The 25,307-nt window shown below is 47.3% G+C and carries 22 protein-coding genes; all 22 read left to right on the top strand.

Annotation, left to right across the window (positions count from 1 at the left end):
- Positions 1–6: 6 nt before the first annotated feature.
- On the top strand, positions 7–849 hold the full coding sequence (locus LA360_RS10585; protein WP_225537494.1) for a carbohydrate ABC transporter permease: 843 nt from the start codon (positions 7–9) through the stop codon (positions 847–849).
- Positions 850–933: 84 nt separating this feature from the next.
- On the top strand, positions 934–3,066 hold the full coding sequence (locus LA360_RS10580) for an ADP-ribosylglycohydrolase family protein (RefSeq protein WP_112482906.1): 2,133 nt from the start codon (positions 934–936) through the stop codon (positions 3,064–3,066).
- 2 nt (positions 3,067–3,068) lie between these two features.
- Entirely contained in the window at positions 3,069–5,159 is a 2,091-nt protein-coding gene (locus tag LA360_RS10575; protein WP_112482907.1) for an ADP-ribosylglycohydrolase family protein, read from the top strand.
- A gap of 22 nt (positions 5,160–5,181) precedes the next feature.
- Positions 5,182–6,099, top strand: a complete 918-nt coding sequence (locus LA360_RS10570; protein ID WP_112482909.1) for a carbohydrate kinase family protein — start codon at positions 5,182–5,184, stop codon at positions 6,097–6,099.
- On the top strand, positions 6,089–6,988 hold the full coding sequence (locus LA360_RS10565) for a nucleoside phosphorylase (RefSeq protein ID WP_112482910.1): 900 nt from the start codon (positions 6,089–6,091) through the stop codon (positions 6,986–6,988). Before LA360_RS10570 ends, LA360_RS10565 begins: the two co-directional genes overlap by 11 nt.
- A gap of 1 nt (position 6,989) precedes the next feature.
- Positions 6,990–8,150: an SIS domain-containing protein gene (locus LA360_RS10560; protein WP_112482912.1), complete on the top strand. Its 1,161-nt coding sequence runs from the start codon at positions 6,990–6,992 to the stop codon at positions 8,148–8,150.
- A gap of 12 nt (positions 8,151–8,162) precedes the next feature.
- Complete coding sequence (locus tag LA360_RS10555; RefSeq protein WP_112482914.1) at positions 8,163–8,570, top strand: secondary thiamine-phosphate synthase enzyme YjbQ; 408 nt, start codon at positions 8,163–8,165, stop codon at positions 8,568–8,570.
- 43 nt (positions 8,571–8,613) lie between these two features.
- Positions 8,614–9,570, top strand: coding sequence for a nucleoside hydrolase (locus LA360_RS10550; RefSeq protein ID WP_225537493.1), 957 nt, complete (start codon positions 8,614–8,616; stop codon positions 9,568–9,570).
- 14 nt (positions 9,571–9,584) lie between these two features.
- Positions 9,585–10,721, top strand: coding sequence for a nucleoside 2-deoxyribosyltransferase (locus LA360_RS10545; protein WP_112482916.1), 1,137 nt, complete (start codon positions 9,585–9,587; stop codon positions 10,719–10,721).
- Between the two features lie 44 nt (positions 10,722–10,765).
- A complete protein-coding gene (ade, locus tag LA360_RS10540) occupies positions 10,766–12,499 on the top strand; it encodes an adenine deaminase (protein WP_225537492.1) in 1,734 nt (577 codons plus the stop codon).
- A 146-nt stretch (positions 12,500–12,645) separates the two neighbouring features.
- Complete coding sequence (locus LA360_RS10535; RefSeq protein ID WP_112482920.1) at positions 12,646–12,966, top strand: hypothetical protein; 321 nt, start codon at positions 12,646–12,648, stop codon at positions 12,964–12,966.
- A 503-nt stretch (positions 12,967–13,469) separates the two neighbouring features.
- Positions 13,470–14,894 carry an extracellular solute-binding protein gene (locus LA360_RS10530; protein WP_112482923.1) on the top strand — a complete coding sequence of 475 codons (1,425 nt, stop codon included), beginning with the start codon at positions 13,470–13,472 and terminating at the stop codon, positions 14,892–14,894.
- Between the two features lie 7 nt (positions 14,895–14,901).
- Positions 14,902–16,026 (top strand): SIS domain-containing protein, encoded by a 1,125-nt coding sequence (locus LA360_RS10525; RefSeq protein WP_112482925.1) that lies wholly within the window; start codon positions 14,902–14,904, stop codon positions 16,024–16,026.
- Positions 16,027–16,044: 18 nt separating this feature from the next.
- Positions 16,045–16,839 carry an HAD family hydrolase gene (locus tag LA360_RS10520; RefSeq protein ID WP_112482927.1) on the top strand — a complete coding sequence of 265 codons (795 nt, stop codon included), beginning with the start codon at positions 16,045–16,047 and terminating at the stop codon, positions 16,837–16,839.
- Between the two features lie 15 nt (positions 16,840–16,854).
- Positions 16,855–17,751, top strand: coding sequence for a carbohydrate ABC transporter permease (locus LA360_RS10515; RefSeq protein WP_160116364.1), 897 nt, complete (start codon positions 16,855–16,857; stop codon positions 17,749–17,751).
- Positions 17,751–18,584, top strand: a complete 834-nt coding sequence (locus LA360_RS10510) for a carbohydrate ABC transporter permease (protein WP_112482931.1) — start codon at positions 17,751–17,753, stop codon at positions 18,582–18,584. Before LA360_RS10515 ends, LA360_RS10510 begins: the two co-directional genes overlap by 1 nt.
- A 20-nt stretch (positions 18,585–18,604) precedes the next feature.
- Positions 18,605–19,492: a sugar phosphate isomerase/epimerase family protein gene (locus tag LA360_RS10505; protein ID WP_112482933.1), complete on the top strand. Its 888-nt coding sequence runs from the start codon at positions 18,605–18,607 to the stop codon at positions 19,490–19,492.
- 12 nt (positions 19,493–19,504) lie between these two features.
- Positions 19,505–20,644: an SIS domain-containing protein gene (locus LA360_RS10500; RefSeq protein ID WP_112482935.1), complete on the top strand. Its 1,140-nt coding sequence runs from the start codon at positions 19,505–19,507 to the stop codon at positions 20,642–20,644.
- A gap of 18 nt (positions 20,645–20,662) precedes the next feature.
- Positions 20,663–21,076 (top strand): secondary thiamine-phosphate synthase enzyme YjbQ, encoded by a 414-nt coding sequence (locus LA360_RS10495; RefSeq protein WP_112482937.1) that lies wholly within the window; start codon positions 20,663–20,665, stop codon positions 21,074–21,076.
- 81 nt (positions 21,077–21,157) lie between these two features.
- Entirely contained in the window at positions 21,158–21,934 is a 777-nt protein-coding gene (locus LA360_RS10490; RefSeq protein ID WP_112482939.1) for a GntR family transcriptional regulator, read from the top strand.
- 80 nt (positions 21,935–22,014) lie between these two features.
- A complete protein-coding gene (locus LA360_RS10485) occupies positions 22,015–23,415 on the top strand; it encodes a GNAT family N-acetyltransferase (RefSeq protein WP_112482941.1) in 1,401 nt (466 codons plus the stop codon).
- A 535-nt stretch (positions 23,416–23,950) separates the two neighbouring features.
- A complete protein-coding gene (gene ltrA / locus LA360_RS10480) occupies positions 23,951–25,231 on the top strand; it encodes a group II intron reverse transcriptase/maturase (protein ID WP_002578445.1) in 1,281 nt (426 codons plus the stop codon).
- Positions 25,232–25,307 lie beyond the last annotated feature (76 nt).

Genomic DNA, 25,307 nt, shown 5'->3' with positions numbered 1-25,307 from the left:
GAGAATATGGGAGCGTCTTCAATAAAGAAAAAAATCCTGGTCAATACCATGATTCATCTGGTTTTATTCCTGCTTTTGATTATCTGCCTGTTTCCCATTGTGCTTGTGGTAATCAACAGTTTTAAGACGAATGCGGAGATTGTAAGGAATCCGCTTTCAATCCCCAAGGTTCTGCATCTGGAAAACTTTATCCAGGCATGGACCACGGGAAAGTTCGCGCATGGGTTTATCAACAGCGTGAAGCTGAGTGCCTGTACAATCCTTATTGTGCTGTTCTGTTCCACTCTTGCGGGCTATGTTTTATCCGGGAACAGAATCAAGGGAAACGGAGGGGTGCTTACATATTTTATGATGGCTATGACAGTGCCCATACAGTTGTTTTTGTTCCCCTTATACTATGCTTATGCCAAAATGGGGCTTATTGGCAATATCCCGGCAACGAGCCTGATTCTGGCCGCCATGTTCATGCCCCTGTCAGTATTTCTGATGCGTACATTTTTTGTCAATGTGCCGAAGGAACTGGAGGAGTCCGCCAGAATTGACGGCGCCAATACGGCGCAGGTCATCTGGCATGTGCTGCGGCCCGTGGTATCACCGGGACTGATTACGGTCAGCATTTTAATCGGCCTGCAGTCATGGAATGAATACCTAATTTCCAGCACGTTCCTGCAGGGGGCGAAGAACTTTACCGCTACCCTTGGCTTTTTATCCATGAACGGGGCATACGGCTCGAATATGTCTATTCTCATGGCGGCATCAGTTATCCTGATTGCGCCGATTATTATCTTTTTCCTGTGCGCGCAGAAGTATTTTGTTGACGGCATGGTAAGCGGTGCGGTGAAGGGATAGAGCGTGTTTGGACACTCATTCCCGCATTCTGCGTGGCCGGGTTCCGCCGGGGTTGGAATTAATTTATAATTTGGAGGATTTTTTGTGAAAAATTTGGAACGGTTTAAAAATGATATTTATGCCGGCGTTCTTGGAAAAATCATTGGGGTTTATCTTGGAAGACCGGTGGAGGGGTGGACCTACGAGGCAATCAGGGATACCTTTGGGGAAATCTATTATTACAAAAACCATAAGACAGGAGCTCCGCTTATTGTGCCGGATGACGATATCTCCGGAACCTTCGCGTTTTTTAGGAGCCTGGAGGATAATAAATTTTCTCCTGATATTACTGCGGGTAAGATTGGGGATTCCTGGCTGAACTACATCATTGAAAATGAGACAATCCTCTGGTGGGGCGGTCTGTCGCGGAGCACGGAGCATACTGCATACCTGAGACTTAAGAATGGGATTCGTGCGCCCAGGAGTGGTTCCATTGAGCTGAACGGCCGGAGCATGGCGGAACAGATTGGATCGGAAATTTTTATCGATACGTGGGCCATGGCTAATCCGGGAAATCCGGAGCGCGCAGCAAGGATGGCGAGGGAAGCGGCAAGCGTGAGCCATGACGGGATTGCAATAGATGCGGCTGTTTATCTGGCAGTGATGGAATCCATGGCTTTTATAGAAAAAGATAATGATAAGTTGTTGGATGAAGGGCTTAGGTATGTTGAAAACCGTGAGTTTAAGAATCTGGTCGGGGAACTTAGGAAGCAGTGTGCCATGGCGTCTGACTGGAGGACAGTCAGACAGTGGATTGCGGATTACCATGGCTATGAAAAGTATCCGGGCAACTGCCCTATGGTGACAAACCATCTGACCCTTTTAATGGCGTTTATTATGGGCGGGGATGACTTCAACAAGGCATGTATGATTGCGTGCAGTTCCGGCTGGGATACGGACTGCAATTCCGGTAATGTGGGATGCTTGAACGGGATAAGGCTTGGGCTTGATGGATTTAAGCGCGGTACTGACCTGCGGTCTGCTGTCTCGGACCGCCTGTATGTGGTGACCAGCGACGGCGGTTCCTGCATATCGGATGCCGTTCTGGAAACGAGAAAAATTCTGAAAGCTGCCTGCCGTCTGGAGTATGAGCCGGTGGATTTCCCGGAGGCCAGGCTGGCGTTTGAATACCCGGGTTCTGTCCAGGGTGTGGTGCCTTATGATAAGGATACGGAGGAGCAGGTGCTCTGTGGTATTGACAATCCGTATGAGGAGACAGGGGAATTTGGCTGTAGGCTTTCCTACCGCGGCCTTGGCCCGGGCGTACACGCTTCCGCCTGCATTGATACATTTATTGACCTCCAGCCAAAAGGGAAGGAGGGAACCAGCTATTTTGATGTCCTCTGTTCGCCGTCCCTTTACAGCGGCCAGGAAGTAAATGCTGTCATCAAAGCCAGGGAGGAAGAGAACCCGTCTTTCTTTTTCTTTATCGAGTACTTTAATGAGACGGACCGGCTGGAAACCATATACAGTGGCGCGTTTATACTGAAAAAGGGAGATAACTGCCTGAAATGGAAGGTTCCGGATGTGGGAGGCCATGCCATCTTCCGTCTGGGGTTATCTTTAAGAAACAAAAAACAGAGGATGGATGGGGCAGTGGTCATAAAAACATTGGACTGGTCCAATGTGCCGGTTTGCTACAGTCTGGGTCGGTCTATGGAAATGACTCCTTCATTGACCCCATGGACCACGACCACGGCCTGGCTGAAAACGTTTGTATCGTCAGCGGACCACTTCTGCCCGGACTATACAACGACGTTTTCCATATCACACGCCGCAGGTAACGGCGTGGTTACCACAGGAACCATGGACTGGGATGATTATTCCGTCAAGTCCGTCATAACATTTTCGCAGCAGGACCAGGCCGGGCTGGTGGCACGGGCCAAAGGGCACAGACGGTATTACGGTGCGGTATTATCAAAGGGAAATGCAATCATTTACCGCCAGTGTGATGAACAGAGATATGTGATAGCAAAAGCAGGTATTTGTTTTACGATTGATGAGACACATGAACTGGAGTTTTCCCTTGAGGGCACAAAACTTTCCCTACGGGTTGACGGAAAACCGGCGGTGGAGGGGAGGGACGACTGTTACCTGTGCGGCGGAGCCGGTTTTGTAGTGGATTCAGGTGCTATCCTGGCAGATGGATTTGAAGTAAGAAGAATCGGGAGGAATTAATCGTGAGTATTAGTCGATATAGGAATCAGATATACGCGGGAGTGCTGGGCAAAATCATTGGCGTCTACCTGGGGCGTCCGGTAGAGGGATGGAGCTATCATAAAATCAGGGAAACATTTGATGAAATCAAATACTATGTCCACGAAAAAGCAGGGGTACCGCTGATTGTAGCGGATGATGATATTTCGGGAACATTCGCGTTTTTCCGGGCGCTGGAGGACAATGGGTATGACAGGGAACTTCCCGCCAAGGCGTTCGGCGATACATGGCTTAACTATATCATAGAAAACAAAACGATACTGTGGTGGGGCGGGCTGGGAAGGTCTACGGAACATACGGCGTTCCTGAATCTGAAAAATGGTATGGATGCGCCTGAAAGCGGATCCCTTAAGACGAACGGAACCACATTGGCGGAGCAGATTGGGGCGCAGATTTTTATTGACGCCATTGCTATGGCGTGTCCGGATGATCCGGATCTGGCGGTCAGCCTGGTGAGGAAGGCAGCCAGCGTCAGCCATGATGGGATTGCCCTTGAGGCGGCCTGCCATCTTGCTGCCCTTGAGGCCATGGCATTTACGGAGAAGAATGTAGATATACTTTTGGACCGCGCTGGCGCGTATGTACAGAACCCAATTCTTAAGGAAATGATTGCGGATGTGCGCGGCATTTGCAGAAAGGAATCTGACTGGAGGAAGGTACGGGAGTATCTGGATCCTAAATATGGTTATGAGGTATTCCCGGGGTGCTGCCATATGATACCGAACCATGCCATGGTGATTGCGTCCATCTTATTGGGAGGAGATGACTTTCAGAAATCCATATCCATCGCGTCTTCAGCGGCGTGGGATACGGACTGCAACGCTGGCAACGTGGGCGCGTTTAACGGAATACGCCTGGGCCTTGAGGGAATGAACGCGGGCGCCGATTTCAGGACGCCGGTGGCGGACCTCATGTATGTGGTTACTTCCGATGGCGGCTCTGTTGTGACAGATGCGGTACTTGAGAGTAAAAAGATTATAAAAGCAGCAGCCATGCTGCACAACGAAGAAATCCAGCAGACCCATGAGCGGTATACCTTTGAATTTCCAGGCTCTCTGCAGGGATTTGCCCCCTGTGGTTTTGACCATGGCAGCCAGGCGGAGGTGACGCTTTCCAATTATAACGAGGTATCCGGGGAAAATGGCCTGCTGATTCATTGCCGTCATCTGGCGGACGGCGTGACGGCGGATGTGTCTACCCAGACATTTATTGATTTTTCCAAGCTGGCCCGGAATTTTTCAACAGTGGCTTCGCCCACCCTTTATTCGTCACAACGGGTAGTGACAACCGCGGGAGTGCTGTCTGACGGGGAGGTCACAATCCGCCCATACATCCTTTATTATGATATTGATAACCAGATTCAGGTAATGTATGGGGAGCCGATCCGGCTGCGGGGAAAAGGGACCTTTGAATGGGTGGTTCCGGATACAAAGGGCATGTCCATTTTTAAATTGGGTTACGAGATTGGAAGCAGGAAACGGTTTGATGGGGATGTGGTGATTTACAGCATTGACTGGAAGGGAGCGCCCAGGGATTTTGCGCAGCGAGGCATGCTGATGACATCCATATGGAACACGAATCCCCTCTGGCTTGCGGGCTTTGCAAGTTCGGCCGTGCAGTTTGCGGCAGATTTTAAGCATACATATTGCGTATCAAATGTGGAGAAGGGGGGCGTTGTGACCATTGGAAGCAGGGAGTGGGAGGATTATACAGTTTCCAGCACGGTCTATTACAGTCTTCATAAGGAGGGCGGATTGGTCCTTAGAAGCAAGGGACATAAGCGCTACTATGGGGCGGCGCTCATGGATTACAGCAGGGCGGTTGTCTATGTCCAGAAAGACCGGGAACGTGTAATCCTGGCAGAGGTTCCATATGCATATCAGGAGGATACCGGCTATGACTTGACATTCGCGGCCCACAAGGACAAGCTGGAGTTTTATGTGAACCGGTCAAAACTTATTGAAGTGCAGGATGGAACCTATGAAAATGGAGGGGCTGGTTTTACCATATCGGAAGGGACTATGACGTGTGACAGTTTCATTGTGTCAGAGTGAGAAGAGGGGGACGGATAAGGATATGGATTTTATAATAGCATCCACTTCTGTGACAGACGAAATCCGGTTTGCGGATAAAAAGACAGTGAAGAAGGTTGCGGGCGGCGCTGGAATCTACGCGTTATGCGGAATCAAGCTGTGGAGCGACAGCGTTATGCCGGTTACGGGAGTGGGAAGGGATTATGGCTCTCTGTATGGCGCGTGGTACAGGAAGAATGGCATACCAATGGATGGACTTATTGTGAAAAGTGATAAGACCCCATATAATGTCATCCAGTATTTTGAAGATGGAGAGCGCAGTGAGACGCCCTTATACGGTCCGGACCATTATAAACAAATAGAAGTCACCCCGGCGGAGCTGGAACAGTATTTTCAAACGGCCAGGGGAATCTATATATTTAAAAACAGCAGTCATGATTTTTGGCAGCAGACAGTACCTATGCTGAAAAAACGGAGAGCGTCTGTCATGTGGGAGATTGCCAATGATTCCACTTGTCCTGAATGCCTGGAGGAGGTACGCCTGATTGCGGAGAATGTAGATATCTTTTCTATTAATTTAACCGAGAGCTGCCGCCTCTTTGGCGTCGGCACATTGGAAGAAGTAATAGAGCGGTTCTGTCAGTGGAAAACCGGCATGGTCTTTTTGCGGCAGGGGTACAGAGGAGCGGTGATGATAACCCCAAATGAGGTGTCGTTTGTGCCGTCGGTGAAGAATGTGGATGTAGTGGACCCAACCGGAGGCGGCAACAGTTCATCGGGTGCGGTACTGTATGGCTATTGCAGTGGTTACAGCCCCAGGGAATGCGGGATGATGGGGAGCATTGCGGCCGCTATGTGCCTGGAACAGTTCGGCGTACCGGAACGGATTGATGAGGGCAGGCGGATGGCGGCGCACCGTCTGCTGCGTGAAATGAAAGGCGGGGATCAGGATGAGAAGTGAAACCATAAGGCAAAAACCATCCATCAGAAGAATCCATGAGCTATATGAATATTATAAGAATGTACCGGAGCGCGGCCTTATGATAAAAGGCCGTCCGGCGCTGACGCAGATTGACCATGAGAAAGTGGGAGATTTTGTTCTGATTACGGTCCGCGACCCTCTGTGCGCTTATGATGTGGACCCTGCGAAAAAGATTGCGGACAGGCTGGAACATGCCGAGCTGATTGGCAATTCTGGAATGTTTACTTCATACAGCGGAATCTATAAGGGGGCAAACATTACTGTGGTCAGCGGAGGCAGCGGTTCGCCGGAGATGGAACTGATTTTATATGATTTTATGGAATATACGGACGCCGGGACATTCCTCCGTGTGGGAGGCTCCGGCGGGATTGGCGACGAGGTAAAGCCGGGTGATGTGGTAATCGCCAGCGGCGTGGTGCGCGAAGAAGCCATGACAAAGGCATATATACCGGCGGGATACCCGGCAGTCAGCCATTATGAGGTGGTGGGCGCCATGGTGGAGGCGGCAGACCAATTGGAGGCCCCTTATCACGTAGGAGTGACGCTGTCTGTGGACAGTGATTTCGTTGGAGGCGGAAGACCGGGAGTGGGCGGTTACATGCAGCCATGGAATATTGAAATAGCGGGAATCTATAACCGGGCCGGGGTTCTGAACGGGGACAGGGAGTCAGCCGCTATTGTTACCCTTTCTGCGCTGTTCGGCCGCAGGGGCGGTTCTATCTGTTCGGTTGCGGATAACCTGTGTACAGGGGAGACGTTTGAGGCGGGAAGCGGCCATAATTTTGCCATCGATATTGCCCTGGAAGGGTGCGCCTTATTGGACCGCAGAGATAAAGCCAAGATAGTGAAAAGTAAAGGAGCAGAGTGAGATGAGTTATAGTGAATGTTTAGCGGAGCAGTATTCCAATCCCATGAGCCGGCAGGTATTCAGCCTTCCATCGCTTATACGAGACCAGTACGAGGACCTGGAGCCAAAAACCAGGAAGGTTCTTTCATTTCAGGAGATTTTCAATATACAGCGGGTGGTGCTGACCGGCTGCGGGGATTCCTATGCCGCATGCCTTGCAACAAAGCATGTATTTGAGATGCTGACCGGGATACAGGCAGAGGTAGTGACAGCCCTTGACCTGGGCCGGTATTACAGTGAACGCCATCTGGGGGTGGACTGCCAGAATCCCATGGTGATCGCAGTCAGCAATTCAGGACGCGTGGCCAGGGTTACGGAAGCGGTAAGGCGGGCAAAGCTTCATGACTGCTTTGTGCTGGGGATTACGGGCAATATGGACGCGCCTCTGGCCCAGGGTTCAGAAAAAGTACTTAAGCTGGACATCCCGCCTTTTGAAAGCGCTCCGGGTACGCGCAGCTACCTGGTCAGCGTAATGGCTCTTTTGCTGCTGGCTGTTCGCATTGGCGAGGTAAAAGGCACATATACCATGGACCAGGCCATGGATTACCGGTATGACATAAGGGAACAGGGGAATCTGCTTGAGGCGCTGCTCCCTGAAATGGCAGAAAAATGCGCGGAGATTTCGGAAACGTGGAAAAGCTTTTCCTGTTTTGATTATGTGGGTGCGGGATTTGACTATGCGGCCGCCTGGTTTGGGCAGGCCAAAATGCTTGAGGCTGCCGGAAAAGTTTCGATGCACATAAATTCAGAGGAGTGGTTTCACCTGAACTGTTTTGCAAAGGATCCGGAACAGATAGGAACCATAATCGTAGCTAATTCAACAAACCCTGGTCTTGGACGGACCATGGATGTGATAAAGTACGCCAGGGAAATGGGAAGGCCAGTGGCGGTTGTGACGGACAAAACGGCAGAATCCCTGGGAACCGGCAAAGCAGACTGTATCACGGTGCCGTCTCCCAGGTATCCAATCAGTATGCCGCTGACCCAGTTCATACCCATGTGCCTTATAGCGGGCTATATTTCCAGCATGCTGGGAGAATCATATGGGCGTGGGTGTGAAGGACCGTGGAGTTTCTGTGAAAATGGACATTGTGTTCAGGAGAATGAGATAATTGTTTCATAGCAGGAGGAAAACATGTTAAAAAAGTTTAAGCTTAAAACAAAATACAATGAGGTCTGTGATATCACTGAGCAGGTAAAAAAGACCGTGGAGGAAAGCGGCGTAAAAGAGGGAACGTGTCTTGTCTATAATCCTCATTCCACCGCCGGATTAGCCGTGTTCTCTCCGTGGGATCCCGATGGTTTTATTGATTTAGATGAAGAGATACGCAGGCTGGTTCCCACCCGGATTGATTTTAAGCATCAGCACGATACCCCCCAGGACGCCGCCGGACATGTTAAATCCGCCTTGATTGGCATCTCTGGTAACTTTATCATCCATGAGGGGAAATTGATGACAGGAGGCTCCCAGGCCATCTATTTTCTGGAATTTGACGGGCCAAGAAACAGAGAGTTTTTTGTGAAGATACAGGCAGATAACTGATTTGCGCCCACAGGCGGAGTTTTAATAACAGAGAGGACAATGAATGATGGATAAGAAAAAAATAATCCTGGATTGTGATCCGGGTATGGATGATTCAATGGCAATTATCATGGCTTGTAAATCGGACGCGCTGGAGGTAAAAGCAATCACAACCGTGAGCGGTAATTATTCAGTGGATGTGACCAGCAAAAACGCATTAAAGGTATTGGAATTAATCGGGCGTACTGATATACCGGTAGGTAAAGGAATGCCGGAACCAATGGTAAGAAAAAGCCCCAAGGACCCGTTTACCCACGGAACGGATGGCCAGGCGGAGAATCATCTTCCGGATCCAGCCACGCCCCTATGCGGGCGCCACGCAGTGGAGCTGATTATTGATACGGTGAAAGCGAATCCTGGTGAAGTGTATATTCTTTGTACCGGTCCCATGAGCAACGTGGCCATGGCAATGAAAAAGGCGCCGGAGATAAAGTCCATGATTGCCGGTATTTATGCTATATCCGGTGCATTTGGGCTGAACCGTTATGCTTACGCGAACGCAACAGGCGATACGCCGCAGAGCGAGTGGAATGTCTATGTTGATCCGGAAGCGGCTGACATTGTATACAATTCAGGCGTTAAGCTGGTGGCGCTTGGCCTTGATGTGGCAACTCATTTTGATGTAAACCTGACGGACGGGGATATTCATATGCTGGAGCAGAGTGATAAGCCGGAGGCAAAGTTTTTCCTTCAGGCCATCCGTTTTGTCAATCAGAGAGGGTTTGAAGCGTATTGTGCCGTGATAGACTGTATGGCGGTCGGCTATGCCATTGATCCTGAACTTGTTACAACGATAACAGGCCGCGTTGGAATAGAGACAAAGGATGGATTGACACTGGGGATGACCGTCCTGGACAGCAGGCATCATTTTGTGTGGGAGACGCTGCCGGAGGTGGAGATTGGCGAGAGCGCGGACTATGAAGGGTTCTTAAAACTTTTAATGAAGCTTGTACTGGCGTAAGCAGGAGGATTGATATGTTTGAACAGGAGAAAATCTACATAGCGGGGCCGGAATGCTTTTATAAGGGAGGTCCTTCTATTCTCAATGCGATGAGGAGGAGGGCGGAGAGCCTGGGATTTGGCGTGACACTGCCCAATGAGCATCCGTTGGATATGGGAAATCCGGACCTTCAGAAGCGGGCGGACAGTATTTTTGAGGATCTAAAAAATATTATGAAGGAAACCACGGTCATTATCGCGGATCTTGAAGCGTACCGCGGTTCAGAGGCGGACAGCGGCACAATCTATGAGATTGGGATGGCTTATGCGGACGGTCTCAAATGCTATGGCTATACAAGGGATAAGCGTCCGTTGGCATGGAAGGACCAGAAATACACCATGCAGGACGGTGTGGTATATGATGAAAAAGGAAAGCAGGCGCCATATAAAGAGCTGCCGTTTGCCCCGGCTGTAGTAGGGTCTACAAAAATAGTGGAAGGTGACTTTGACGATTGTTTGTCCATGCTGATGACGGACCTGGAAGAAGAGTGGAAGGCAGAGGGGCGAAAGGTGTCTGCGTCAAGGCATGAAGCGGAAGAAAGCGGAGAAATGCCCAAAGGGAGGAATATGCCGGGGAGAGGGAATATACCGGGCCGTCCAAAGATTTATCTGGCTGACCTGACCCGCTATGAGAACGATGCAGATAATATCTATAAGTCTTTGAAGAATATCTGCAGGGAAAATGGGTTAGAAGCAGTTACTCCATGTGACTGGGCGGAGGAACTGCCAAAAGCAGAGAGCGCGAATCCCTATACGAGAGCAGCGGCATTGACGGAAAACTATCGCTGCCTGGTGAAGAGCTGTGACGCAGTCCTTGCTGATTTGAACAATTACCGCGGATACGAGTGCGCAAATGATGTAGGGTTTGAGTGCGGTATGGGGTTTGAGATGGGGAAAAAGCTGTTTGGGTATATGGATGATACAAGGCCATGTATTGAGAAAATTCCTCATCTGGGGGAAACTGCTGAATACCGGGACATGACGGGCAGTAATGTAGAAAATTTTAACTATCCCGCCAATCTGATGTTTGGAAGCTCCATGAAGATATATAAAGGGAAGCTGGAAGAAGTGATAAAGCACGTGGCAAAGGAACTATTGGAATCCTGCCTGTGATATGGTTCAAAGAGGGATTGAGGTGAAATTGGATGCAGGATAGTATGGCAGAAAACATATCAGCCGCATCAGGTGAAACGAAGGCTGAACTGGTTTTGAAACATGCTTCCATTGTAAACGTGTTTACGGAAGAAATCGAACAGGGCGATATTGCAATTAACCAGGGGGTGATTGTTGGCATTGGCGAATACCATGGCGAAATCGAGACGGAAATGGAAGGCAGAATCGTATGCCCGGGTTTTATTGACGGACATATACATTTGGAAAGTTCCATGGTAAGCCCTGCTGAATTTGAGCGGATTGTACTTCCACATGGCACAACAACAGTAATAACGGATCCGCATGAGATTGCTAATGTGGCAGGCGCGGTGGGGATTGATTACATGCTGGCTGTCACAGAACCATTGGATCTGGATGTCTTTTTCATGCTTCCGTCCTGTGTGCCGTCCACTGGTCTTGACGAGTCGGGATCAGAACTGACAGCAAGAGACCTGAAGGGCTATTACCAGAGCGGGTGGGTATTGGGATTGGCAGAAATGATGAATTCATATGGTACGGTCCGGGCGGAAGGGGAAATACTGGAGAAAATCCAGGACGCCCTGGATATGGGAAAGCTCATTGATGGGCACGCCCCCTTTCTGTCAGGAAAGGAGTTAAATGCGTATATCACGGCCGGCGTTGGATCGGACCATGAATGTGCTGTATTTGGGGAAGCAGTGGAAAAGATGAGACGCGGTCAGTGGATTATGATAAGGGAAGGGACGGCTGCTCATAATCTGGACGCCTTGATGCCTTTATTTGCGGAGCCGTACTACCGAAGATCCATGCTGGTTACGGATGACAAGCATCCGGGAGATTTGCTGCGTTGCGGACACATTGATTACATTATCAGGGAAGCGGTAAAACGTGGGGCCGATCCGATAAAGGCAATTAAAATGGGAAGCTTACACGCGGCAGAGTATTTCGGCTTAAAGGACAGGGGCGCAATAGCGCCTGGAAAGCTGGCTGATATAACGGTCCTGTCAGATTTGGATACATTCCATGTGGACAGTGTATATAAAAATGGAAGGCTGGCCGCAAAAGAGGGCAGAAGTCTGAAGCTAAAAAGTGGTATGATTCCGGAGATTTATGGTGATACAAAGAAGCGCGTCTTTTCATCCTTCCATATGCCAGTTCTTAAAGAGAAAGATTTTCATCTTCCTGTCACCGGCCAGAAGCAGCGCGTCATATGCCTGACCCCTCATGAACTCCTGACAGCAGCAAAGGAATATGAGCCATTGTCATGTGAGGGATATGCTCCGGGGGTGGATACCAGCCGCGACATCGTTAAACTGGCAGTAGTGGAACGCCATCATAATACAGGCCATATTGGTCTGGGCTTTTTAGGGGGATACGGACTGAAAAAAGGCGCGGTGGCGTCAAGTATCGCGCATGACTCCCATAATCTGATTATCGCAGGTGTGAGTGACCGTGATATGGCGATTGCAGGAAACTGCGTGCGGGAAAACCAGGGAGGACTGGCTGTAGTCCTGAATGGACAGGTCATAGGAAAACTCGCGCTGCCGATTGCAGGCCTGATGGGCACCGTGTCAATGGAACAGATAGATGCCAGACTCGAGGAATTAAAGAAAAATCTAAGAGTGATGGGGATTCCGGATGATATTGACCCGTTTATGACACTGGCATTCGTGAGCCTTCCGGTCATACCGGAATTGAGGCTCAATACATATGGGCTGATTGATGTTAACCAGCAGAAAGTAATCCATGTGTTTCAGTGACATTAGAGGAGATACAAGCAGAAACGGCAATCGATCTTTCACCCCACGGGCATTCCTATCTAAATCCATATAATGGATGTATGATGGGATGCCCTTATTGATACTGGCTAAGTTTTCCCGGATGGGAAAACCGTGTACAGGTTAAAATGAATATTGTAAGCCTTTTAGAGGATTATCTCTCAAATCGTATGGATGATGGTTATCTATACCTGGGCAGTGTATGTGATCCGTTCATGGAGCTGGAAAGGGAGTATAGGCTGACAGGAAAATGTCTGGAGCTGATCCGCAGATACAGGATACCACTGGTAATAACAACTTCAGCTGCATCAAACGTGATTCTGGATTACATTAAAATTCTTAAATCCATGGAATCGCGGGTTATTGTAGTGGCTGAACTGTCAAGGATACCGTTTCTTGAGGCAATGAATGGAGGCGGCAGGCATACAGGGATTGATCATGCGAATTAATTACGCAGGAATGGCTTGGAGATATGGGCTACCCTGGCGCCGGTTCTTCCGGGCATTACAGATTTAGATTGTGTACTGGGCACGCTGGATATTAAGATACCGCTTTATATAGACAGGCTGCGGTGCGGTCCGGATGATTTACAGGCTAATCGTATACTGGAATGGATTAGCAGGGATTATCCCGGGCTTTTCTACCGGTATGAGGATATAATAAAAAAACAGGATTGGAAATATTTTCAAGATATTTTGAAACAGGGCAGCTATAGCAGGAGGATTAAAACATTCCCCTTTCAATTATAGGATAAGCTTACAAAAATGAAAAAAACACTTGCTTTTTTTGTTGAAAAAGCGTATATTCTATTATATCAATATGTATTAATAATAATACATATATACAATAAACAATGAGCGGGAAATATGGACATAATGTACATTGACAATTGAATATACGACAGTAAGTTACTTAAGAAACAATATTAATAAAAATAGATAAGGAGGTACACATGAAAAAGAAGATTTTAGCAACTGTATTGGCAGCGGCAATGGCGTTTTCCCTGACAGCCTGCGGAGGGAGTAAGACATCATCCACACAGGCGGGAGCCGCAAAATCGGGAGAACCCGTGACCCTGGAGCAGGTGGATAAATCCCAGACCACGGAATTGATTTTTTGGCATAACCGCGGGGGAGCCGCAGGGGAATGTCTGGAAAAAATAATGATTCCAGAGTTTAATGATACGGTGGGAAAAGAAATGGGAATCAAAATTACGCCTGTTTATCAAAGCTCATCAGATTTAATCAGTAAATTAAAAGCCCTGATCCTTGCGGGCGATGTAGAGAACATGCCGGATTTGGTTCAGGTATTCGCGGGGGATACCGAGTATATGAGCACCGTGTCCTATGTTGTTCCGGCAGCGGATTTGATTGCGCAGGATGATTCTTTTAACACAGATGAATTACTTCCCCAACTGGTTAACACATATACATACGCGGGCAAATTGAACAGCCTGCCATTCCATGCTTCTACCATGACAATGTATTACAACAAGACTGCCTTTGAGGAAGCGGGACTTGACCCTGAGGCTCCTCCTGAAACACTGGCAGAAGTGGCAGAGGCAGCTGGAAAGCTTCTTAAGAAAGATTCTTCGGGAGTAAAACAGTACGCAATCACCATGGGAATACAGAACGCATATCTGAATCATTTCATTGCCGGCCAGGGAGAATATTCATATATTGGAGATCATGAGAACGGACATGCCGGACGTATGACCAAGGTTGAGTTTGATACAAACGGGACCATGAAAAAGTTCCTGACAGAATGGAAAAAGGTACTCGATACAGGGGCTGTACAGACTGTGGATGAGGGGACGCAGGCCAGGGATGAATTTATGGCAGGGACAAGCGCTATGATGTTTTCCAGTAACAGCGTGCTGGAAAGTATGGAAAATGTAGCGGAAGAAAAGGGATTTGAGCTGGGGGTTGTGCCTCTTCCGAAGGTTACGGCAGAGGACAGCGGTGGTGTATGCCCGGGTGGTTCCTCCATCTATGTATTTGACAGAGGGGATGGACAGAAGATTGCAAAATCCTGGGTGTTTATGAAAACATGGGTTTCAGCAGAGTATCAGTCAGAGTGGGTGCTGGCTACGGGATGTATCCCGGTAAACCAAAAAGCAATGGATACAGAAGGAATGAAGGAATATATAGAAAAGCGGCCGGAATTTAATGTTGCTTATAATGCGCTGATTCAATCGGATCCGCATATCCAGGAGCATCTGGCCCCCACACAGCAGGCATTTACCACTATTTTTAAAGAGAACGGGGAAAAATTTGCCGCGGGTGAGTTATCGGTTGATGAATGTGTAGCAGCCATGGCAGAGGCCTGCAATGCGGCTTTGGATGAATATAACCGCGCAAACCCCATAGAGCAGTGAGGAAGATGTGGAACAGTATAATTATATCAGAGAACACACATATAAGCTCCCTTCCCTGTTGACAGGACACTTTGAGCGGCTTCACAAGAGCGTGGTACAATTCATGCCGGATGAGACACTTAAAAGGGTGGAACATATCATAGTAACCGGTTGCGGGTATTCTTATATTGCCGCGTTATATGCCAAATGCCTTTTTGAAGAGATTTGCCATATACCGGTGGAGGTCCCGTTTTCAATTGACTGTTCGCGAGCAATGAATCCCAGCCTGTTTCCAAAAGACAAAACCATGTTTATCGGTATCAGCAAATCCGGCATAGTTGCCAGGGTTGCTGAATGCCTGGAACGGATGCGGCGACATGGAATCATGACCGTTGCTGTGACGTCGGACCGGTCGTCCAGATGCGCGGCCCATGGGGAATACCTGGTGGGAATCGATATACCGGAGATAAAGGAGAGCCTTCCACTCTGTAATTTTGCAGTGACACTGCTCTTTTTTCTCATACTTGCCAAGAGAACTGCGAATGTTAAGCAGATTGGGGAGAAAAAGGATACAGCAGAACTTTTTGATACGTTCATGCAGATGGAGCGGAAGCTAAAACTGCGGCTTCCATCCATAGAACACCAGGTTAATGGCTTTGCGGAGCATACCGCCGGTTCTTTCCTGTTTGAGTTTGTAGGTTCTGGGAGCGATTATCTGTCTGCCTGGCTGGGGCGTCAGCTGATGACCGGGCAGACTGGAAAACCGGCACTTGAGTGCAGTACAGAGGACTGGCTTCATTCCACCTTTTTTATGTGCCGTCCGGAGGAGATAGCTACAATCTTTATTAAAAGTTCCTTTGCCAGGTCAGAATCACGGGATCTGGAGGTACTGGATTATATGGCATATCTGAAACGCCGGCTGTGTGTCATAACGGATGAGGCGGATGGGGAGACGACAAATCAAAACCGGATTGTCCTGCCGCCCAGCGGACATGTGCTGCTTGACCCGTTTACGCATATGATACCAATCGCCCTGCTGGCAGGGAAGATATGTGAACTCACCGGAGAGCAGTATTCAAGGGGATTCCGGGACAGATGGGATTTCAGTAAAGGAGGATTCGCAACAGAGCATAGTAAGATAGAAATATATTGAGAAAGGAAGTGAGTATATATGGGAATAAAACTGGTTGTAACCGATATTGACGGAACGTTAATTGACAGTTCGGAGAAAATTCCTCCCCAACTGGCTGCCACAGTAAAAAAATGCAGGGAAAACGGGATCCGGTTTGCCGTATCCACTGGAAGGACAAAGGAACTGGCGGAGCCGATTATAAAAGAGCTGGGCATTACAGATCCTTGTGTCATCGCGAATGGGGCATGCATTGTGCAAGAGAATCAATATCTTGCTGCCCATGATTTTTCCGTCCTGCCCATTCTCCGTTATATTGGTCAAGCCGACCGTGACGGCCTGACTGTCACATTGACAGATGAAAAGGGGGAACGGGCGATTCGGGAGACGGATTATGTCCGCTATCACCAGAGTATAGGGAACCGGTTTAAGGAACCAATTGACCTGGATGGAACCGATTGGTATAAAGCACGTTTCCAAAAGGTTATGTTTATGGATGAGAATAAGACGGGGAAGATACATAACTATCAAAAGGAAATGGAAAATTTTAAGGAGCTGTATTGGGTAACTACTTATTCCGACGCAGCGGTGGAGCTTGGCCCAAAGGGATGCAACAAAGCAACCGGAGTGAAGGAACTGGCCGGATTATTAGGGGTCTCGATGGATGAAATCATGGCCTGCGGGGACTTTTCCAATGATTTGGAGATGATACGGGTGGCTGGGGTCGGAGTGGCGGTTAACAATGCAAATGATGAATTAAAGGAAGCGGCGGATTATGTTGCCAAAGGTTCCTTTGCGTATGGAGTGATGGAAGCAATAGAAACATATTGTTTTTGAAAATGGGGGATGAAAGTGAATAGTATAGCAGTAACTCCAACAAAGAAAAAGAAAAGTATCTTAAAAAAGGCAGAGCCTTATTTTTATCTGATACCGGCTTTAGGACTAATGGTGACATTTACATATTTTCCCTTTGCGAAAACAATTGTCACAAGTACATTTTTGACGAATGCCACAGGAAAGGCAGTGGAATTTATAGGGGCAGAGAATTATGTTAATCTTTTCCATGACCCGACCTTCATCCGTTCAATCATTAATACTTTTATTTATACGTTTATTCAGGTGCCAATTACAATAGCGTTAGCATTTTTCATGGCATTTTTGGCCAGTAAAAAAAGAAAATTTTCCGGTATCTATGAACTGCTGTTTGCATTTCCTATGGCAGTATCCATGTCTGTCGCAGCATTGATATTCAAGCTGTTATTGAATCCGCAGATTGGCGCATTCAACCACATATTTAATTTGGATTGCCTTTGGTTTAATGGAGAGAATACGGCCATGCCGGCCCTGATTTTCCTGGGGATATGGCTTGGAATCGGAATGGATTTTCTGTTTTTATTATCTGCGGTAAGAGGCGTGTCGGATGATTTGATTGAAGCGGCGAGAATTGACGGCGCAAACCTTTGCCATGAACTGAAGGATATCTATTTGCCCATGGTATCTCCTACTATTTTCTATTTGCTGTGTACCAACCTGGCAACCAGCATGATGATGTCCGGACAGGTTATCGTATTGACCAAGGGTGGACCAAACAATGCAACCTCCACAATTATCTACTATATGTATAAGAAAGCATTTGAGATTTATAATTATGGTTCTTCCTATGCGGCGGCAATTGTGGGCTTTACATTTGCATTCATTATGATACTGATTAGCTTTAGGTTTGAAAAGAAGGGGGTGTATTATAATTGATGGGAGCTAAGAAAAAGAAGAAAATCCTGAGCTGTATATTGCAGGGGGCCTGTATTACATGGGGAATCATTCTCGCGTCTCCTGTCATCTACTGCATTCTCATGTCATTTATGCAGCCGAGGGAAATCCTGTCCTCTCCGCCTAACCTGTTTCCCCAGGAGCTATACCTCGGCAATTACATAGCAGCGTTAAAGATGTCAAAAATACCAAGGTTTATCCTAAACTCCATCTTTGTATCACTGGTGTGCAGCACGGTCAGAATCATAACAGCATCACTGGCCGCGTATTCGTTTTCCTTTTTTGATTATAAAGGAAAGTCACTGCTGTTCTATTTGGTTCTGGGCACCTTGCTGATACCGGCCGATGCAACCATTGTAACGAACTATATGACGGTATCCGGGATGGGGCTTGTAAACAATTATCTTGGAGTCATGATTCTGTATTTTGTTTCAGCCGCAAATGTATTCATGATGCGGCAATATTTCCTGGGAGTCTCTAAGGAGTTAAAGGAAGCGGCAGAGATGGACGGCTGTAACAGCTTTGGGTTTTATACCCGTATCCTTATGCCTATTGCGAAGCCTGTGCTCGCGTCTGTTTTTATCTCCTCCTTCGTCAGCACATGGAATATGTATTTATGGCCCATGCTGATTACTACGAGAAATGAGATGAGGACTGTACAGGTTGGAATTACTATGCTTAACTTTGCGGAAGAAGCCGTTTATGGAGCCACGATGGCAGGTGCCGTTATGGTGCTGGTGCCGTCGCTTCTGGTGTTTATTGTTTCAGAGAAACAGATTGTCCGCGGTATGACGGCAGGTTCGGTAAAAGGATAGTCAAGGAGGGGAAGACAGACATGAGACTGGGAACATCTACTACCATTGCTTTTAACAGGCCATATGGCAGAAAGGAAGAGATACCAAACGCCGTGAAGCTATGTGCAGAAGCGGGATACAAGGTTCTGGATATGAATTTTCATGACTGCGCGAACTTCCCTACTCCTTTGCTTACAGACAAGTGGCAATGGTGGGTTGACAGCATTGCGGATGCCGCAGCCAGGTACGGGGTCGAATTTTCACAGTCGCACCTGCATTTCTATGAAGTGTTTTCAGTGGGGGATGATGAAGCCGGTGAAAAAGAAGAAATCATCCGGCGCTGTATGAAAGGATCCGCAATGCTGGGCGTTAAATGGGCCGTGACCCATGCGGCTACCATGTGGAATGTACCGGATTTAAGAAAAAAATCCCTGGATGGGAATATACAATATTTTAGAGAAAAACTGGAAATAGCAGAAGCGTTGGATTTACATATTGCCATTGAGAACCTTTGGGATTTGAATATATGCCCGAAGAGAAGATATACGTCAACAGCGGAAGAACTGGTTGAATTGGTTGATGCCCTGGATTCAGAGCGGATTGGGATTGCATGGGACTTTGAACACGCCTCCATCATGGAGCAGGATCAGATTTTGGCGCTCAGGATGATTGGCAGCCGATTGAAAGCCACACATGTATCCGACCACTATGGAATCCAGGCCGACCACCAGATTCCATACTTTGGCGTGACAAAATGGGAAGAGTTCCTGCCGGTACTGAAGGAAATTGAATACGAAGGTGACTTTGTTTATGAAACGCACCGCTACACACAGCACATGCCGGATGAACTGCTGCCCGGCGCGCTGCGGTTTAGTATTGAGGTGGGCAATTACCTTCTGGATTTAATGGACCGCACAACATTAAAATAAGGAGAAAATAGAATGGATTTAGAGTTTGATAATGCGATGAGAAGACAGGTTTATAGTATACCGGAGCTTATTTCACAGCAATATGAGGTGATGGAGCCAAGAATAAGGGAAGCCCTTACATTTGATGAAATATATTCACTGCAGCATATTATCATTACAGGCTGTGGCGATTCCATGGCAGCGGGGATGGCTGTCAGACATGCGTTTGAACGTTTGACCGGGCTTCCCATTGAAGTGCTTCCTGCGATAGACGTGGCAAGACATTACCCTAAAACACGCGTAGGAGGAGCGCCTAATTGTCCATTAGTGATTACTGTCAGCAATTCTGGGAAAGTGTCCAGGGTCAAGGAAGCCATTGAGCGGATGAAGGAACTGGGCGCACTGACCCTTGGAATGACATCGGGAAGTTCCACGCCGCTCGGCTCTGTATGCCAGAAAGTAATTGATACAAGTATTCCTTCTTTTGAAAGCGCTCCGGGCGTCAGGGGATATCTGGCCTCTGTAGAGGCATTGCTGCTGCTGGCAATCCGAATCGGCGAGATACGGGGAAGGTATACAATGGATCAGGCCAACCTGTATCGCAAGGATATAAAAAAATGTCCGGACAGGCTGTTGGAGGTTTTGGACCGTGTAGACAACCAGGTGTACAAAATTGCCGGACAGTGGAAGGATTTTGGAGGATTTGATTTTGTCGCTTCCGGTATTGACTATGCGTCCGCGTGGTATGGACAGGCAAAGATGATTGAAGCAGCAGGAAAATATTCCATGCATATCAATACAGAGGAATGGCTCCATCTGAACTTTCTCCTCAAGGATGTCAGCACAACAGGAACGGTTGTGGTCATTGATGATGAAAACCCGGCGTTAGGAAGGGCGCGGGAAACTCTTCATTATATGCAGGTTATGAAACGCCCACTGATGGTTGTTACAGACATGGAAAATCCGGAGGTGGAGGATGGACATTGTGTGTTGATGCCGAAAACGGATTTTGATATTACATCGCCGCTTCTCTATTTTATACCACTTGCACTGCTGGCCGGTTATATCGGTATTATGAGCGGTGAGACATATTCGCGCAGCTTCAGGGATAACTGGAAATTTGCAGAGGACGCATCAGCTATCTGGAAAAGCAAAATAGAGATAATCAAGTAGGAAGTTAAGGAGAGTCTAATGATAAGCAAGATTGAAAATTTCAAAATAGAATCACAGGAAAATGATGTGATAAAACTTACAGATGATGTGAAAGCATTTGTGGCAGAAAGCGGTATTACGGAGGGGCAGTGTATTGTTTTCACCCCCCATACAACAGCCGGGCTGACCATAACATCCTTTTGGGACCCCAGGGGATTTGAAGATATTCAGGATGAGATATGCCGGCTGATACCTACAAAAATCAATTTCAAGCATCAGCATGATACGCCGCAGGATGCGGCGGGACACGTAAAATCATCACTGATTGGAGTGACGCTGGCGCTTCCAATCCATGAGGGAAAACTGGTATTGGGCCACTCACAGGGGATTTACTTCCTTGAATTTGACGGTCCGCGTAAACGTGAATACTTTGTGAGCGTTTTGGGAGAGTGATTTTACTAGGATAATTGACAAATCTATGATATATTTATAGTTAAGTATTAATGTATAGACATCATAGAGGAGGTACTGATTATGAATAACAATATAATGAAGGACTCGCCGATTCCTGTATATTATCAGATATATGTAGATCTAAAGAAACGTATCATGAATTCCAGCCTGCAGGACGCAGAGGGGAAGCTGCCTACAGAGCAATCATTGGCGGACAGTTATGGAGTGAGCCGGGTGTGTATGCGACAGGCGATTGCTGAACTGGAAAAAGATGGACTCATTGTGCGGTTCCGCCATAAAGGCTCATTTGTGAAATCCTCACCCAAACCCATTATGCATAATCTGGACCTGCCGGGGATGGAATCGGGGAAATCAGTAAGGCATTACATTGACCGGCATCCTGAAATTGTGGAAATGAGGGCGTTTGACAATACTTACCCACATATAAGCGAAGCATTGCAGTATCAGGGCAGGATATATTATATAAAAAGAATTATGAAGGTAGATGGCAATCCAATCGCGATAAACCGGATATGGGTTCCCGCCACATTGGCGCCAGGTTTGGATGAGAATGGTCTGAGCATAGATGGGTCTTTGTCCAAAACACTGAATGAGATCTATCATCTGAAGACACACAGGCGGGAAAATATAATTGAAGTGGTAAGGCCGTCTACGTCAGAAGTAGAACTGCTGAAGATTACCTATGATACATTGATCCTGCAGATAAACAGTACCTCCTTTTTAACAGATGAAACACCATTTGAATACTCTGAAAACTCATGGATTGGGGATTCCATAAGACTTAAAATCGATGTCACGGATATTGAACATGGTTTAGAGTTTACTAAAAAGAATTAAAAGAAAAGCTGTCTTGAGGAATCAAGGCAGTTTTTTAATTTATAAGCGGAATCAATTATTTACAAGAAGGGGGATATCATATGCAGAATTTTCTGGGACAGTTAAGCGAAGGGACAGAAGTCCTTATGGTTTTATCAATCATACTGTTTGCGGGTTTTATTATGACCCGTTTGACGAACACTTTAAATTTACCAAAGGTAAGCGGTTACATCTTGGCCGGTATTTTGATAGGCCCATGCTGTCTGAATTTCATACCGGTAGCTATTATCGGCCATATGGGCTTTGTAAGTGACCTGGCATTGGCCTTCATCGCATTTGGTGTGGGAAAGTTTTTTAAAAAAGAGGTGCTGTTAAGGACAGGAAAAAAAGTTATTATTATCACGATGTTTGAAGCGCTGATGGCAGGTTTTCTCGTGACAATATTTGTTAAGTTTGTATTTAATCTGGATTGGGAATTTGCGCTTGTATTAGGTGCCATTGCCACAGCAACAGCTCCGGCCAGTACGATGATGACCATCAATCAGTATAAAGCGAAAGGTGAATTTGTAGACACATTATTACAGATTGTGGCCTTGGATGATGTGGTTTGTTTATTTGCCTTTAGTATTGTATCCGCGATTGCGAATGGCCGGGCTGCAAACGGCGTAAACGCCAACGATATTATTATTCCTTTGGTATTTAATTTTTTAGCAATCCTTTTTGGATTTTTCTGCGGTTATTTTCTAAGCAGGCTGTTAATCCCCAGCCGCAGCAAGGATAACCGGCTAATTCTCGCAATCGCCATGCTGTTAGGAATATCAGGAATCTGCGCAGCGGTAAATATCTCTCCGCTGTTGTCCTGCATGGTGTTTGGAGCGGCATATATCAATCTGACCGAGGACAAAAAATTATTCCGGCAGATTAATAACTTTACACCTCCTGTCATGTCGATATTTTTTATTGTATCAGGAATGAACTTAGATCTTAAGGTTTTGCAGACAGTGGGGGTGATTGGAGTAAGCTATTTTGTCATCCGTATTATTGGAAAATATCTTGGTACATATATAAGCTGTATGGTTACAGGCATGAGCAGAGAAATAAGAAACTACATGGGGCTGGCGCTGATTCCCCAGGCAGGGGTGGCGATAGGCCTTGTGTTTTTAGGCCAGCGTTTGCTGCCGCCGGAAACCGGTGATTTAATGCTGGCCATCATCCTGTCATCTTCCGTACTGTATGAGACGCTGAATATAACTGCCTATGATGGGAAAAGACTTGTTGGTTGCCTGCGTATTCTTTCGGACGGCTATTTCTTCGGAACGACTACCGAACTACTTATACTTCCAGAGTATCAGAAGCATGGAATTGGAAGCCGACTTCTTCAACTTGCAAGGGAGAACACCCCTACTATGTTATATTTTGGTTCACAGCCGGGAATTAAAGCGTTTTATGAAAAGAATGGCTGCCAAAAGAGTTTGCAGTCTTATATAATAGAGAAAAAATAATATTGGCATAGAAAGCTGCCGTTGTAGGAACGCCAATTCCCACAACGGCAGTTTTGTTTGCCCAGCATGGGCGTTTTCTAATGGGTGAAAGTCCCAAGTGCGCGTAGGCAACAACGAAGCACATAGCCGAACAGCAAGGGTGTCCGCCGTGAGACGGAATCTGAAAGAAGCTGTAAGCAAACCTCTGACCTGACGGACAGGAACCGCATATAAGGCTCGGAAATACGGATAAGGTGGCAAAAGGCACTGAAGTCCAAAAGGTTGCCGGAAGTACGAGTAAATGCGGCAGGTACATGGAGGAAAAGAACACGCACCTTAACTGGGGAGGTCTCACAGGCGGTCTCATTAGCCGTAGTAACAACGAATTGTGAGAAGTCAGCAGAAGCCAGAGTAGTGAGGAAGTTCCTGTAATGGGGACGGAGCGAAGGGCTGAACAATCAATCAGTTGAAGTACGTTCCACTTCGTAGCCGGAGCATACGCCTGTCGATGACTTCAAAGGCGGCAAAGGCAAAAGGGGCAGAAAGGAAACAACGCATGGACACAAGCAGTCTCATGGAGCAGATATTAAGCAGGGATAATCTAAATGCGGCGTATCTGCAAGTCGTAAGGAATAAAGGAGCGGCAGGCGTGGACGGGATGACCGTTGAAGAACTTGGCGCATATCTTTCGGAAAACGGCGAAAACATTAAGGAACAGTTGCGGACGAGGAAGTATAAGCCGAAGCCAGTCCGCAGGGTGGAGATACCCAAACCCGATGGTGGTACAAGAAATCTTGGAGTGCCAACAGCAGTAGACCGCTTTGTACAGCAGGCGGTGGCACAGGTGCTTACCCCGATATTTGAGGAGCAGTTTCACGACCACAGCTATGGATTCAGACCCAAGCGGTGTGCACAGCAGGCAGTCCTTAAAGCATTGGAAATGATGAATGACGGACACAACTGGATAGTGGATATCGACCTAGCGAAATTCTTTGACACAGTAGACCATGACAAGCTGATGACGATTTTCGGACGGACAATAAAGGACGGAGATGTCATATCGGTGGTAAGAAAGATTCTGGTCAGCGGCGTAATGATTGATGATGAGTATGAAGATACGGTAGTCGGCACACCGCAGGGTGGAAATATCTCGCCGCTGTTAGCAAATATCATGTTAAATGAGCTGGACAAAGAACTGGAAGCAAGGAGGCTGGATTTCGTCCGGTATGCAGATGACCTTATTATAATGGTCGGGAGCAGACAGGCGGCAGAGCGGGTAATGAAGAGCGTGGCTCGGTTTATAGAGGAAAAGCTTGGACTGAAAGTGAACGCGGAAAAGAGCAGGGTTGATAAACCAAAGGGCATTAAGTATCTGGGGTTTGGATTTTACTATGACTCATTTGCCAAAGGGTACAAAGCCAGACCACACCCGAAAGCGGCAGCAAAGTTCAAGGCGCAGATGAAGAAATATACAAGCAGGAGCTGGGGAGTGGGCAATGGTTATAAAATTGGGAAACTCAACCGGCTTATCCGAGGGTGGATAAATTATTTCAAAATCGGAAGCATGAAAAGGCTGTGCGCAAAAATGGACGGACAGATTCGGTATCGACTGCGCATGTGCATATGGAAACACTGGAAAACGCCAAAGAACAGGGAAAAGAATCTTATCAAACTTGGTCTGCCGCCAAATGCGGCACATGGCATTTCATATGCCAAAGGATATGCCAGAGTGTGCAGAAGCTGGAATCTCCACATTTGTATCAGTAAAGAGAGACTAGCTAAGTTTGGTCTTGTATCCATGGAAGACTACTACGCCGAAAAGGCTGTTACATGTTAAGTTGATTGAACCGCCGTATACCGAACGGTACGTACGGTGGTGTGAGAGGTCGGAAGGCGAAATAATCGCCTTCCTC

This window comes from Enterocloster clostridioformis, from assembly GCF_020297485.1.
GTDB classification, from domain to species: Bacteria; Bacillota; Clostridia; order Lachnospirales; family Lachnospiraceae; genus Enterocloster; species Enterocloster clostridioformis.
The sequence above is the reverse complement of the archived record's forward strand: the minus strand, read 5'-3'. Positions and strand labels throughout refer to the sequence as shown.